The 12427-nt window shown below is 60.7% G+C and carries 14 protein-coding genes; 6 read left to right on the top strand and 8 right to left on the bottom strand.

The window, feature by feature from the left end; translation table 11 throughout:
* Positions 1-12 precede the first annotated feature (12 nt).
* Positions 13-261 carry a hypothetical protein gene (locus tag JZY08_RS03305; protein ID WP_216330992.1) on the top strand — a complete coding sequence of 83 codons (249 nt, stop codon included), beginning with the start codon at positions 13-15 and terminating at the stop codon, positions 259-261.
* Positions 262-267: 6 nt separating this feature from the next.
* Here JZY08_RS03305 and JZY08_RS03300 read toward each other — a convergent pair whose 3' ends face one another.
* From JZY08_RS03300 to JZY08_RS03270, 7 genes are all read right to left on the bottom strand, one after another.
* Positions 268-618: a KluB gene (locus JZY08_RS03300; protein WP_082183961.1), complete on the bottom strand. Its 351-nt coding sequence runs from the start codon at positions 616-618 to the stop codon at positions 268-270.
* The gene (locus JZY08_RS03295) at positions 608-877 is read right to left on the bottom strand and encodes a type II toxin-antitoxin system ParD family antitoxin (RefSeq protein ID WP_082183960.1); all 270 of its coding nucleotides are present in this window, start codon (positions 875-877) and stop codon (positions 608-610) included. The genes JZY08_RS03300 and JZY08_RS03295 overlap by 11 nt, the downstream gene beginning before the upstream one ends.
* A 77-nt stretch (positions 878-954) precedes the next feature.
* The gene (gene cueR / locus JZY08_RS03290; protein ID WP_082183959.1) at positions 955-1377 is read right to left on the bottom strand and encodes a Cu(I)-responsive transcriptional regulator; all 423 of its coding nucleotides are present in this window, start codon (positions 1375-1377) and stop codon (positions 955-957) included.
* Entirely contained in the window at positions 1374-3947 is a 2574-nt protein-coding gene (locus JZY08_RS03285; RefSeq protein ID WP_216330991.1) for a heavy metal translocating P-type ATPase, read from the bottom strand. Before JZY08_RS03285 ends, cueR begins: the two co-directional genes overlap by 4 nt.
* A gap of 174 nt (positions 3948-4121) precedes the next feature.
* Entirely contained in the window at positions 4122-4730 is a 609-nt protein-coding gene (locus JZY08_RS03280) for a class I SAM-dependent methyltransferase (protein ID WP_216330990.1), read from the bottom strand.
* Positions 4731-4782: 52 nt separating this feature from the next.
* Positions 4783-5607, bottom strand: a complete 825-nt coding sequence (blaOXA, locus tag JZY08_RS03275) for a class D beta-lactamase (RefSeq protein WP_003497141.1) — start codon at positions 5605-5607, stop codon at positions 4783-4785.
* Positions 5608-5719: 112 nt separating this feature from the next.
* A complete protein-coding gene (locus JZY08_RS03270; RefSeq protein ID WP_216331497.1) occupies positions 5720-6199 on the bottom strand; it encodes a YcgN family cysteine cluster protein in 480 nt (159 codons plus the stop codon).
* Between the two features lie 253 nt (positions 6200-6452).
* Here JZY08_RS03270 and JZY08_RS03265 point away from each other — a divergent pair, with 253 nt between their 5' ends.
* Entirely contained in the window at positions 6453-8645 is a 2193-nt protein-coding gene (locus JZY08_RS03265; RefSeq protein ID WP_216330989.1) for a transglycosylase domain-containing protein, read from the top strand.
* 181 nt (positions 8646-8826) lie between these two features.
* Entirely contained in the window at positions 8827-9285 is a 459-nt protein-coding gene (locus tag JZY08_RS03260; RefSeq protein ID WP_082183955.1) for a VOC family protein, read from the top strand.
* 6 nt (positions 9286-9291) lie between these two features.
* Here JZY08_RS03260 and JZY08_RS03255 read toward each other — a convergent pair whose 3' ends face one another.
* Positions 9292-10191, bottom strand: coding sequence for a LysR family transcriptional regulator ArgP (locus JZY08_RS03255; RefSeq protein ID WP_216330988.1), 900 nt, complete (start codon positions 10189-10191; stop codon positions 9292-9294).
* A 378-nt stretch (positions 10192-10569) separates the two neighbouring features.
* Between JZY08_RS03255 and JZY08_RS03250 the strand changes: the two genes are divergently transcribed.
* From JZY08_RS03250 to JZY08_RS03240, 3 genes are all read left to right on the top strand, one after another.
* Complete coding sequence (locus tag JZY08_RS03250) at positions 10570-11178, top strand: LysE/ArgO family amino acid transporter (protein ID WP_216330987.1); 609 nt, start codon at positions 10570-10572, stop codon at positions 11176-11178.
* 110 nt (positions 11179-11288) lie between these two features.
* Positions 11289-11876: a DUF1214 domain-containing protein gene (locus JZY08_RS03245; RefSeq protein WP_082183952.1), complete on the top strand. Its 588-nt coding sequence runs from the start codon at positions 11289-11291 to the stop codon at positions 11874-11876.
* Complete coding sequence (locus tag JZY08_RS03240; RefSeq protein ID WP_216330986.1) at positions 11869-12417, top strand: DUF1254 domain-containing protein; 549 nt, start codon at positions 11869-11871, stop codon at positions 12415-12417. The genes JZY08_RS03245 and JZY08_RS03240 overlap by 8 nt, the downstream gene beginning before the upstream one ends.
* Positions 12418-12427 lie beyond the last annotated feature (10 nt).

Here is a 12427-nt window from a genome sequence, read left to right as displayed (position 1 = left end):
AAGGATATCGTCATGGACCGCAAGAAAGCTGTACCCCTCAAAGAAGACGCCATGAATGAGGACCTGCTCGATCTCGACATCGACACCCTTCCGGCAAAGGGAGAAATTCCACAATCCATCGAACAGGAAATCGAGGAAGAAGAAGCCGAGAGCGAGGATGACCCCTATCAGGAAAGCGACGAGGCCCTTCCCGACGACGCGGAAGAACGGGTGATCAACCGCAATCCCTCACGGGAAGGCGGGGCGTTCGACGAGGTCTGAAAACGACTATGGGCGGGGCGCAAGGCGCTTCAACATGTGGCGCAGATTGTCCTGCCCGCCAAAAAACACCGCGAGAATACGCACGGTCTTTTCGCCCTCATCAACATCGAAATAAAATACCGCCTGATTTTTTGTGACCCGGCGCAGGCCCGGCAATATTTCGGATGACAACGTCCCCTGAAAAGGCGCCTTGTGCAGAGCCTCCATATCCACCTCAATAGACGCAATACGCCTCGCAGCCCGTGCGAAAGCCGCAGGCAGAGCATCGCCAAGGTCCAGATAGGACTGGACGAGATGGTCCAGAATGAGACCAAGGTCCTGATCCGTTTGCGTCGAACGCAGGACCTTAAAGGCCATAACCGGCCTTTTTGGCTGCGATCATGGCCGTCGTCCTGTCCTTGCCGTCTTCGACAGAGACGAAGTCTCCCTTCCCGCGCTCAACCAGTAAAACTCGAAGCGCGGCGAGTTCGGCCTCCTTCAGTTCCGTTTCCTGTCGGAGCAGCTCCAGTCCGCGCTGCACCACGGCGCTGAGGCTCGCGTAACGCCCCTCCTCAACCAGCCTGCGGGCAAAGATATCCTGCTGATCGGAAATGGATACGGATGCCTTGACCGACATTGCGGCGCTCCCTTTATCGTGGAAGATGGTGCTACTCAGTAGCACATCTTCCATCTTCGTTCCAGCCGCATTGCAGCTCAGTGGGTTCTGGCGGCCTTGCCGGCGCTCTTTTCAGCGCCCGCGAGATCGTCAAGGATGGGGCAATCGGGCCGGTGGTCGCCGCCGCAGCAATGGGCAAGGTGGGACAGCGTCTTCACCATGCCCTTCATCTCGGCGATCTTCTGCTCGAGATCGGCGATGTGGACGAGCGCGATTTCCTTGACCGCCGAACTCTCGCGGGTCTTGTCCTGCCAGAGTTTCAGCAGCGTCTCGGTTTCTTCGAGCGAGAAACCGAGCGTGCGCGCCCGCTTGATGAAGCGCAGATTGTGCACGTCCTGCTCACCATAGACCCGGTAATTATTGCCGGTGCGGGCGGCGGGGGTGATGAGGCCGATCTGCTCGTAATAACGGATCATCTTGGCGGAAACGCCCGATGCTTCCGATGCCTGGCCGATATTCATAACGTCACCTCCCGATGGGCGACCTTCGCCCGTTTCAACCGCAGCGCATTGGCAAGAACGAAGACGCTGGACAGCGCCATGGCGCCCGCGCCGATCATCGGCGACAGCGTGATGCCGAAGGCGGGATAAAGCACACCCGCCGCGACCGGTATCAGCGCCGCATTATAACCAAAGGCCCAGAACAGGTTTTCCTTGATGTTGCGAATGGTCGCCCGGCTCATCTCGATGGCGTTGACTGCGCCCAGAAGATCGCCGCCGACCAGCACCACATCGGCGCTTTCGATGGCGACATCCGTGCCGGTGCCGACGGCGATGCCGATATCCGCCTCGGCCAGCGCCGGCGCGTCATTGATGCCGTCACCCACGAAGGCCAGCACCTTGCCGCCTGCGCGCATCTCGTGGATGGCCTTCACCTTGCCCTCGGGCAACACTTCGGCCACAACGCGGGAAATGCCGACCTGCCGGGCGATTGCATTCGCCGTGCGTTCATTGTCGCCCGTCACCATCGCCACTTCGATACCCATGGCCTGCAAGGCCCTGATGGCAGTCACACTCAAGGGTTTCAGCGGATCGGCGACGGCAATCGCGGCGGCCAGCCTGCCGTCGATGGCGGCATAAAGCGGCGTCTTGCCCTCGTCACCCAGCCTTGCGGCGGCTTCGGCAAAGATATCCACGGAATGGCCGAGTTTCGCCATGTAGCGATCCGCGCCGACTTCGACCCTGCGGCCATTGACGGTGGCGGCGATGCCATAACCCGTCACGCTTTCGAAGTTTTCGACGGTCGCAGGTTCGAGTCCTGCAGGGGTCGCAACCTTCTTTTCTTCCGCAGCCCGGACGATGGCTTCGGCAATCGGATGTTCCGAGCGGCCCTCGACGGCGGCGACCAGCGTCAGCACCTCGTTATCGGCGAAGCCTTCCGCAACCACCAGATCGGTCAGTTCCGGGCGACCCTTGGTGACAGTGCCGGTCTTGTCGACCACGACGATCTGCGCCGAACGCAATTCCTGCAGCGCCTGTCCCTTGCGGAACAGCACGCCAAGTTCCGCCGCCCGGCCGGTGCCGACCATGATGGATGTCGGCGTGGCGAGACCCATGGCGCAGGGGCACGCAATGATGAGCACCGCCACGGCATTGACCAGCGCAAAAGTATAGGCAGGCTCGGGGCCGAAAATCGCCCAGACGATGAAGGTCAGAACCGCAATGGCGATGACGACAGGCACGAACAGCGCGGTGACGCGGTCCACCAGCAGCTGGATCGGCAGCTTGGACCCTTGCGCCTCCTCCACCATGCGGATGATCTGCGACAGCATGGTGTCGGCACCCACCTTGGTTGCCCTGAACTTGAAGGCGCCTGTCTTGTTGATGGTGCCACCGACAACCGTTGCGCCAATGGTCTTTTCCACCGGCACCGGCTCGCCTGAAATCATCGATTCATCGACATAGGAGGAGCCTTCGACAACCTCGCCATCCACCGCCAGCCTTTCGCCGGGACGGATGACGACAATATCGCCGGCCATCAGGTCCTCAGGGGAAATATCGATGGTAGCGCCGTCGCGCTCCACCCGGGCGGTCTTTGCCTGCAGGCTCATCAGTTTACGGATGGCGTCCCCGGTGCGGCCGCTGGCGCGGGCTTCGAGAAGACGCCCGGTCAGGATCAGCGTCACGATGACGGTGGCCGCTTCATAATAGACGAACCGGGCCTCTTCCGGCAGCAGATCCGGCGCGAAGGTCACCACCACCGAATAGAGGTAGGCCGCCGTGACGCCCAGCGCCACCAGCGAATTCATTTCCGGTGCGCCGCGCAGCAAAGCGGGAAAACCGGTCTTGAGGAAGCGCAGGCCCGGTCCGAAGATCACTGCCGTCGCCAGCACGAAGTACACATAATAGAGGTTCTGCGTCTCGACGATGCTCATCAGCCAGTGATGCATCGGCTCATAGAGATGGCCGCCCATTTCCAGCACGAAAAGCGGCGCGGTCAGGATTGCGGCAATCGTCAGGTCGCGCTTCAGCGCCCCCTCTTCGCCCGCATGCTGCATATGGTCGTGGCCACCGGTTGCGCCGGCTGCCTCATGAGCCTGACCCTGATGATGTCCATGGTGCCCGTGATGGGCCGAATGATCGTGCGCCCTCGGCGTTTTCAGCGTAAAACCGGCAAGCCTTGCCGTTTCAACAAGCGAATCGCGTTCGCGCCGGCCGCCGATCATGTCCACGGCAACTTTGGCCGAGGCAACATCGACCTTGACGGCAACGATGGTGGCGACCGCGTCCAGAACGGCGTTGAGCCGTTCCGCATTCGCCTCGCCGTGCAAACCTTCCACCAGAAATTCCTGCCGTTCCGGGGCGATGTCGTAACCGACCTTCTTGATGGCGGCGCCAAGCACCCTGGCCGAAAATCCGTCCGCAGGTTCGATGGTGAGTTTCTTCGTGGCGAAGTTGACGGAACTGGATAGGACACCGGGCACCTTGGCAGCTGCCGTTTCTACGCGGCGAACGCAGGAGGCGCATGTCATGCCTTCCACTGGAATGGAAACCGGGTCTTGTGAATGGGCTTGTCTGACTGTCTCGTTCATGGGAAATCCCCTTTCGAGACCTTATGTAGAGATTCCCATGATGGGAAGGTCAAGGTATGAGCAAGCTTTTTGTTGAACACACAATCGTGAGCACAGCCGCAGACCATAAAACCAGTAATATCAAGGGGGTCACGCGGCTTGCGGGCTGAGATGGGCGGGCTGCGAAACCGACGGTCAGGCCACGGCGCGTCTGGCGAGGTAAACCGTCGCTCCGCCGCAATCCGGATCCTCGACGATATGATCGAGAAGCCGGAACCCGTGCGCTGCAAGCAGGCTTTCATATTCTTCCCGGGAAAGGCTTGCGTGATAAAGCGGCTTTCCCTGAAAGGTCCCGATCGCTTCGCCCTGCCCCGGTCCGGCCGTGAACATCAAAGCCGCACCGTCATTGGCGTGCTGCCGGAAAATTGCGAACATGCGGCGCTGATCCTCCGCGTTCAGATGGAAAAAACTGTGCCAGGCAATCAAACCGTCAAAGCGGCGGCCAAGCGCGAGTTTTCGCATATCGGCAACCACCCAGAGCTTTTCCGGAAATCTGGCGCGACAAAGTTCGATCAGCGGCAATGACGCATCGATGCCCGTCACGTCATAACCGTTGCCGATGAAATAGCCGGCAATCGGCTCGCCGGAACCGCAACCAATATCGAGAATGGAAGCGCCCTGCGGCAAGAGCGACGCGAACCTGTCCAGCCATGGTTTCTCGGCAAGCGAACAACCGCGCAGACTGTCGAAATCGGCGCCGTGGTCATTATAGAGCCTGATGACATCATTGGAGAGATCCGACATGCGCGTATCCTTTTCGGACAAAGGTCAAGCCGGGGTCAACCCGACAGCGCAATCACCTGTGCACCGCCAGCCGCGGAATATCGCGCAGGAAGGCGTCGCGCACGGCGGGGCCTAGCGGCTCGTTCGACGGTTTGTCGGAAACGCGCAACCTGGCGAAGACGATGTGCTGGCCTTCGCGTTCCGCCCAGCCGACAAACCAGCCGAAGGGGCGATTGCGATCGGGGTTGCCTTTTTCGTCGCGCATATAGCCGGTGCCGGTCTTGCCGTGCACCGCCCAGCTTTCCGGCGCGTCGAAAACCGGTACGATCGCCCTTGTCTTCGCCTGCGCGTCACGGGAGAAAGGCAGATTGCCGGCCAGCAGACGGCGGATGAAGCCCACCTGTTCAACCGGCGAGATCGTCAGCGACGATCCGAGCCAGGAATGGGTCAGCCCGTTATTCTTGCCCGGCTCGCCGGAAACATCGGTATTGCCGTAACCGAGACGCTTCACATAGGCGGCGAATTTTTCCGGACCGAGGCGGCGGGTGATTTCCCGGGAATACCACAGCACCGAATCCTGCTCCCATATGGTGGGATCGACCGTTTTACGGTCCGAAGCGCGGGCTTCCGTGCCGGGTTTCCAGTCCCAGGCGGGGCTTTTCTCATCCTGAAGAATACCGGCATCATAACCGATCAGCGCGAGCGGCACTTTAAAGGTGGAGGCCGGCGCCACGCGCTGGTCGCAGGCGCCCTGCTGATTGATGACCGCGCCGGTTTCGATGGAGGTGACGAGCGTGCACTCGAATGCCTGCGGTTGTTGCTGGGCGAAAGCGGAAAGCGGCAGGAGGCCCGGAAGGGCAAGGCACGAAAGAACGATGGCGGGCAGCCGGTAGCGCATGCGTTTTGATGTCCCTCGTCCACATTTTGCGGATCATTTGCCTGAATGGTAAGAGCGGTTTAGGTGACTGATGGGGCAGGAATAGGACCAAAACGAGAATTGGCGCTTTCCGTCAAGTCCGCTCCTTTTCGCCTGCCCTCTCACCCACTGTCAGCGGCCAGTCGACCACATAATCCTCGAAGTCGTCAACATCCACATCCGCCTCGCTCACCGTGCGGCCGCGCGCGGAAATGCCGGCCTGATGCACCGTCTCGGTGTCGCCTGAGACGAGATAGTGCCACCAGTACAGATCCTTGCCGTCGCGCACCAGCGCATAGGCGCAGGTGGGCGGCAGCCAGCCAATCTCATACACCTTCTTCAGATCGAGCTGGATGCAATCCGGCACCGTGGCGCGGCGGTTTTCGTAGTCGGAGCACCGACAGCTTTCGCCGTCGAGAAGCACGCAGCGGACCGAGGTGAACACCACTTCGCCGGTGTCCCAGTCCTCCAGCTTGTTCAGACAGCACAGGCCGCAGCCGTCGCACAGGCTTTCCCATTCCTCACCCGTCATCTCGGTGAGCGATTTGGTTTTCCAGAACGGCGCGTCATTCATCGTTAACATTTCCGTTTCATTTTGATCACTTGGACGGGAGTGTTTAACCGGTCCCTAATCCTTTATATCGTATCGCCAAGGGCTGGTTTGTACGATATTTTAGCATATTGGCAGGCGGCTGAGGGTCATTGGCCCGCAAGAGGCCACCGCGTCAAGCAATTCCGACACAACCATGCCACGGTTTTGCGTCGGGAATGGGTTGGAGCAGACATATCGATGGGCCGCGTTGCGCTGAACAGGAAAATATCGCCAGGTGCAGGAAGAAAAAGACGATAAAAAAGGCCGTAAAAAACGGCATATCCTGCTGAGGATCGATAGCTTCATCGACTCCGGCCTGTGGACGGCTGCGGCAAGGCTGGTCGATTTCTGGGAAGACGTTACCATAGCCTCACGCAAATTGCATGTGCGCGGCTGGAAGAAACTTCTCGTCAACCTGACGGGTGACGCGCTGACCTTCGGAACGGCGGGCTCCGTCGTGGTTCTGGCGCTGGCCATGCCCGCCTTCGAGGAAACCAAGAAGGACTGGCGTTATCGCGGCGATTTCGCCGTCACCTTCCTGGATCGCTACGGCAACACCATCGGTCATCGCGGCATCATCCATGAGGATTCCGTGCCGATCGACCAGATGCCTGACCATTTCATCAAGGCGGTTCTGGCGACCGAAGACCGGCGTTTCTTCGACCATTTCGGCATTGATTTCATCGGCCTTGCCCGCGCCATGAGCGAGAACGCCCGCGCCGGCGGCGTCGTGCAGGGTGGTTCGACGCTGACGCAGCAGCTTGCCAAGAACCTGTTCCTCACCAATGAGCGCTCGCTGGAGCGCAAGATCAAGGAAGCCTTCCTCGCGCTCTGGCTTGAGAGCAACATGTCGAAGAAGGAAATCCTCAGCCTTTATCTCGACCGCGCCTATATGGGCGGCGGCACCTTCGGGGCGGCGGCGGCGGCGCAGTTTTATTTCGGCAAGAACCTGACCGATGTGACGCTTGCCGAATCCGCCATTCTGGCCGGCCTGTTCAAGGCGCCAGCCAAATATGCGCCACACGTCAACCTGCCCGCCGCGCGTGCGCGCGCCAACACCGTCCTGTCAAATCTGGTGCAGAGCGGACTGATGACCGAGGGCCAGGTGATCGGCGCAAGGCGCAACCCGGCCACCGTCATCGACCGCGCCGACGTGAAAGCGCCGGATTATTTCCTCGACTGGGCTTTCGACGAGGTGCAGCGGCTGGCCGCCGAAGGCAAGTTCAAGGACCACACCGTGGTCGTGCGCACCACCATCGACACCGGCCTGCAACAGGCCGCCGAGCAGGCGATGGAAATGGAGCTGCGTGAGTATGGCGAGGGCTACCGCGTCAAGCAGGGCGCGATGGTGATGATCGAAAATGGCGGCGGCGTGCGCGCCATGGTCGGCGGGCGCGATTACGGCGAAAGCCAGTTCAACCGCGCAACCGCAGCACTTCGCCAGCCGGGCTCCTCGTTCAAGGTCTATACCTACTCGGCCGCCATGGAAAAGGGCATGAAACCCGATACCGTGATTTCCGATGCGCCGGTGACCTGGCGCGGCTGGTCGCCACAGAATTACGGCCGTTCCTATGCCGGCAGGGTGACGCTGCAGGTGGCGCTTGCCAAATCCTACAATACGGTGCCGGTGCGGCTGGCCAAGGATGTGCTCGGCACGCAGGTGATCGTCGACACGGCAAAGGCGATGGGGGTCACCACGCCGCTGCGCAGCGACAAGACCATCCCGCTCGGCACATCGGAAGTGACGGTGCTCGATCAGGCGACTGCCTATGCCGTGTTCCCGGCCGATGGCATGCAGTCGCGCCGCCACGGCATCGAGCAGGTGCTGGATTACGAGGGTAACGTTCTCTACGACTTCAGCCATAACGAGCCGCCCGCCAAACGGGTGCTTTCCGAAGACGCCAATGCGAAGATGAACCAGATGCTGGTGACCATTCCCGTCATGGGCACGGCCCGGCGCGGCGCACTGGAAAACGGCATCGTTTCCGGCGGCAAGACCGGCACCTCTCAGGCTTACCGCGATGCCTGGTACATTGGTTTCACCGGTAATTACACGACTGCGGTCTGGTTCGGGAACGACGATTTCACGCCGATGAACAACATGACCGGCGGCGCGTTGCCGGCGATGACCTACAAGCGGCTGATGGATTATGCCCATCAGGGCATGGAGCTGCGCCCCATTCCCGGCATCCAGAACCCGCTGCCGACGGGCGCCCGTCCGCAGCCTTCGGCACAGGTCGCCGGCGCATCCGCCAACACGCCCACCATGCCGGCGCTCACCCGCCCGCGCTCGCTCTCGGCCGAAGCCACCCGCGTCATCCGCTCCATCGCCAAGAAGATGAAAGAAGCATCACCCTTGACCGTGACGACGCAGAAAGTAGCCGAAGCCGCCATTCGCGACGGCAGGGATGAGGCGGAAAGGCGCTGAGGGCGTGGCCGCCTCGGCTCATCCGCGCTAAAGGCGTTCCTCCCTCACGACCGCAGACTGCACGCTGATTTGAAAAATCAGCATTCGGTGCTTGACCTCAATTATGGTTGAGGTTGCACAGTCCTGTTGCAAGAGAGCGAATGCCCGGAAGGGGCAGGCGCCAGGCAATTGAGGACAGGAAATGGTGAAAGTAAAAGCATTGTTCGAGACGCATTTGACCGTTTCGAATCTGGAACGATCGGTTGATTTTTATCGCAATGTCGTCGGCCTGGAGTTGGCGCAAAGGTTCCCGGAAAGGAATGTAGCGTTCTTCTGGACCGGCGAACGTGGGCATTCGATGCTCGGCCTGTGGTCCATCCATTCCGCACCCATTAACATGAAACTCCACATCGCCTTCAGCGTCGAGTTTGATCAGCTTCTCGCCGCACCGGACTATCTACGCCGAAACGGCGTAGTACCTCTCGGCTTTGACGGTGAAAAGGAGATAGACGAGCCCGTCGTCTTTCCATGGATGCCGGCAGCCAGCGTCTATTTCAGGGATCCCGATGGCCACTCGCTGGAATATATCGCGTTTCTTGGCGGCGAAGCAAAACCGCAGATTCCGCGCGTGTTAAGTTGGAGTGAATGGCAGACTATTTGATGCGCCTCAAGAAAGGAGCGCCGCCCTCGCCGTTTCCACCACATGCGAGGTCAGCGCGCCGAGACGATCGGCGGCAAGCCGGTTGACCTGCCAGTAGAGCGGGATATCGAGCGGCGTGCCGGGCATGAGTTCCACAAGCCGGCCAGCCGTAAGGTGTTCCCCCACCAGCTGCACCGGGTTGAGGCCCCAGCCCATGCCGGCAAGGCTTGCTTTCACGAAACCATCGGTCGAGGGCAGCCAGTGGGTGGGATAGGAGACATCCTCGCCCAGCGCCTTTTTGATCCAGCTGGCCTGCAGCCTGTCCTTCTGGTTGAAGGTCAGCCCCGGGGCGTGCGAAAGTGTGGCGGGCGAGACGCCATCGGCAAAATGGCGCGCCATGAAGTCCGGGCTGGCGGTGGCGTGATATCTGAGCACACCAAGCGGCGTCACGCGGCAACCCTGTACGGGCTTGTCATGGGCGGTGACGGCGGCAAGCACCCTGCCCCCGCGCAGCCATTCCACCGTATGGTCCTGATCGTCCACCGCGATGTTGACGAGGTAATCGGAATGACCGGTGAATTTCGAAACGGCGTCCAGAAACCATGTGCCGAGGCTGTCGGCATTGGTGGCGATGTTGAGCGTGACGCGCTCCGGCACCTCCCCCGCTTCCGCGAGCGCCGGAAGCTGCCGGAACAATTCGCTTTCCAGCATGCCGACATGGTCCATGTGCCGGCAGAGCCACTCACCCTTTTCAGTCGCCACACAAGGGTTGCCGCGCACGATCAGCACGACGCCCAACCGCTCCTCCAGCTGTTTGATGCGCTGGGAGACGGCCGACGGCGTAACGCACAGCACCTGCGCCGCCTTTTCGAAACTGCCGGTCTGCGCGACGAGCGCCACGGCCCGCATGGAGGGATAGTCGAGCATCAGAGGCGTCCCTGTAGGGGTTGATACGGGTGTGGTGGGTGCAGCAAAGCATCCGGGCAGCAGCACTCTCCTCTTCCCTCATTCCTGTGCTTGTCACAGGAATCCAGTCGACGCGGCTCTCGCGCGGCGGGAGAGCCCTTTCAGCCCAAGGACTTGGGCTGGCTGGATTCCTGTGACAAGCACAGGAATGAGGTTGGAGGGGAGGCAATGACGCGGAAAATCTCCTCCTTGCATAGTTCGGCGGATCATTAGTTTTTCTTACTTGAACTGAATTTGTTTAATTTGATTAAACCACGCAAGCGAAATATCCAGGCACTCTGTCTGGAAGCGGCGGCATCGGCCATCCGCACAGGCAGAGACAAAAAGGCAGCAGCCAGCATGGACATACAAATCTTCTTCACCGGCCTGACGATGGGTCTCAGCCTCATCGTCGCCATTGGCGCGCAGAACGCTTTTGTTCTGAAGCAGGGGCTGGCGCGCTCGCATGTCTTTGCCGTCTGCGCCACCTGCGCCATTTCCGATGCGCTGCTGATCACCGTCGGTGTCTTCGGCTTTCAGCGGATAAGCGCTGTCATGCCGGCGCTCGATCCCATCATGCGTTATGCGGGTGCCGCCTTTCTCATCTGGTATGGCGCCAAAAGCCTGCTTTCGGCGCTGCGCTCATCGGAGGCGCTTTCCGTCGCGGAAAGGCAGGAGGCCAGCCTGTGGCAGACGCTTGCCATTTGTCTCGCGCTGACCTTTCTCAACCCGCATGTCTATCTCGACACCGTCGTGCTGCTCGGCACCATCTCCACGCAGTTTCCCGGCTTTGAGAAGACATTTGCCGCGGGTGCGGCCACCGGCTCGCTGCTATTCTTCTTTTCGCTCGGTTACGGCGCGCGCTGGCTGCGGCCGATTTTCGAAAGACCCTCCGCCTGGCGCATCCTCGAAGGCATCATCGCCTTCACCATGTGGGCGATTGCCTTCAAGCTGGTCATGGGGGCCTGAAAGCGGCAATCCCGGTTCCGAGCATTTTCACAAAGACTAAACTTGGCGTACCATTTTCCAAACAGGGAATCAGTGATAGTCCTCGACCTGTTCAAAAACGGGAAAACAGCGTGTTTCGAGTTCCATTCCTTGTCGGCATCGCCCTATTGATCGCCTTTGGCGGCGGTATTGCCGCGACGCTCGCAGCACTTGAGGCGACATCCGGCTTCGGCTCGATCCGCATCGGCTCATGGGACGCCTTCCCCGAAGCGCAGACGATCGAGGCCGATCCTTACGCCAAGTCGCATCGCGCGGATGCCGGCAAGCTGCTCTATGGGACGGCCGAAGGACTGGCCTTTACCGCCTCCGTCGACAGCGATGGCCAGCGTCTGACCGGCGAATGCCGTTACCGGCTGGCAGGGGCCGTGCCGCCCTCGCGTTTCTGGACGCTTTATACCGCCGACCAGCAGGGCAATGTGCTGGCGGAAGATGCGGGACGGCCTTTCGCGCTCAATTCCCGCACGCTTCTGCGCAGCGCCGATGGCGGCATCGACGTTACCATTGCGCCCGACGCCCAGACCTACAACTGGCTGGCGGTGCCGCAGGGTCAGACCTTCAAGCTGGTGATGACACTGCTCGATACGCCGGTTGCCGGCAGCTCCGGCCTGATCGACATCGCCATGCCGCAAATCCGCAAGCTGGGGTGTGGCAATGCTTAGGGTCCTTCTCGCCATCGTCACCGGCCTTGTCGCCGCCGCCGTGCTGCATGTCATCATTCTTCTGGCGATACCGCATTTCAGCAATCGCGACGCCTATACCCGGGCGGTGGCGGAAGGAAAGCCGCATCTGTTTCATCTTCTCGAAGAGACGACGGAGAAAAAGACGCTTGACAGCGGCGATCCCTTCATGCGGGTCGCGGTCTGCACCTTCAACATCGAGGAAAACCCGATCCGGCTGACTGCACTCGGCGCCGTGCCCTTCTGGTCCGTCGCGGTTTACGACAAGGCGTCGAACGAGGTCTTCAGCATGAACGACCGCACCTCCGCTGCCGGGGTGATGGATATTCTGGTGGCGGATTCGGTGCAGATCGCGGCGATCCGCAAGGCGCAGCCGCCAGCGCTCTCACAGGCCATTCTGGCGGAATCGGATCAGTCGGAAGGGTATGTGGTGTTGCGGACAATGGTGCCGCAGCCAAGTTTCGGGGAAGAAGCGGAACGGTTCTTGAACGAGGCGAAATGCCAGCCGACGCCGTGGAAATAACGCCGATTTA

The sequence above is a fragment of the Rhizobium sp. X9 genome (genome assembly GCF_018873185.1).
GTDB lineage: Bacteria > Pseudomonadota > Alphaproteobacteria > Rhizobiales > Rhizobiaceae > Agrobacterium > Agrobacterium oryzihabitans.
Note: the sequence above shows the minus strand (reverse complement) of the source record. Positions and strands in the feature narration are given on the sequence as shown.

Coding starts and splice junctions, on each gene's coding strand:
- JZY08_RS03305 (WP_216330992.1), top strand. CDS start 13: ATGGACCGCAAGAAAGCTGTACCCCTCAAAGAAGACGCCATGAATGAG.
- JZY08_RS03300 (WP_082183961.1), bottom strand. CDS start 618: ATGGCCTTTAAGGTCCTGCGTTCGACGCAAACGGATCAGGACCTTGGT.
- JZY08_RS03295 (WP_082183960.1), bottom strand. CDS start 877: ATGTCGGTCAAGGCATCCGTATCCATTTCCGATCAGCAGGATATCTTT.
- cueR (WP_082183959.1), bottom strand. CDS start 1,377: ATGAATATCGGCCAGGCATCGGAAGCATCGGGCGTTTCCGCCAAGATG.
- JZY08_RS03285 (WP_216330991.1), bottom strand. CDS start 3,947: ATGAACGAGACAGTCAGACAAGCCCATTCACAAGACCCGGTTTCCATT.
- JZY08_RS03280 (WP_216330990.1), bottom strand. CDS start 4,730: ATGTCGGATCTCTCCAATGATGTCATCAGGCTCTATAATGACCACGGC.
- blaOXA (WP_003497141.1), bottom strand. CDS start 5,607: ATGCGCTACCGGCTGCCCGCCATCGTTCTTTCGTGCCTTGCCCTTCCG.
- JZY08_RS03270 (WP_216331497.1), bottom strand. CDS start 6,199: ATGAATGACGCGCCGTTCTGGAAAACCAAATCGCTCACCGAGATGACG.
- JZY08_RS03260 (WP_082183955.1), top strand. CDS start 8,827: ATGGTGAAAGTAAAAGCATTGTTCGAGACGCATTTGACCGTTTCGAAT.
- JZY08_RS03255 (WP_216330988.1), bottom strand. CDS start 10,191: ATGCTCGACTATCCCTCCATGCGGGCCGTGGCGCTCGTCGCGCAGACC.
- JZY08_RS03250 (WP_216330987.1), top strand. CDS start 10,570: ATGGACATACAAATCTTCTTCACCGGCCTGACGATGGGTCTCAGCCTC.
- JZY08_RS03240 (WP_216330986.1), top strand. CDS start 11,869: ATGCTTAGGGTCCTTCTCGCCATCGTCACCGGCCTTGTCGCCGCCGCC.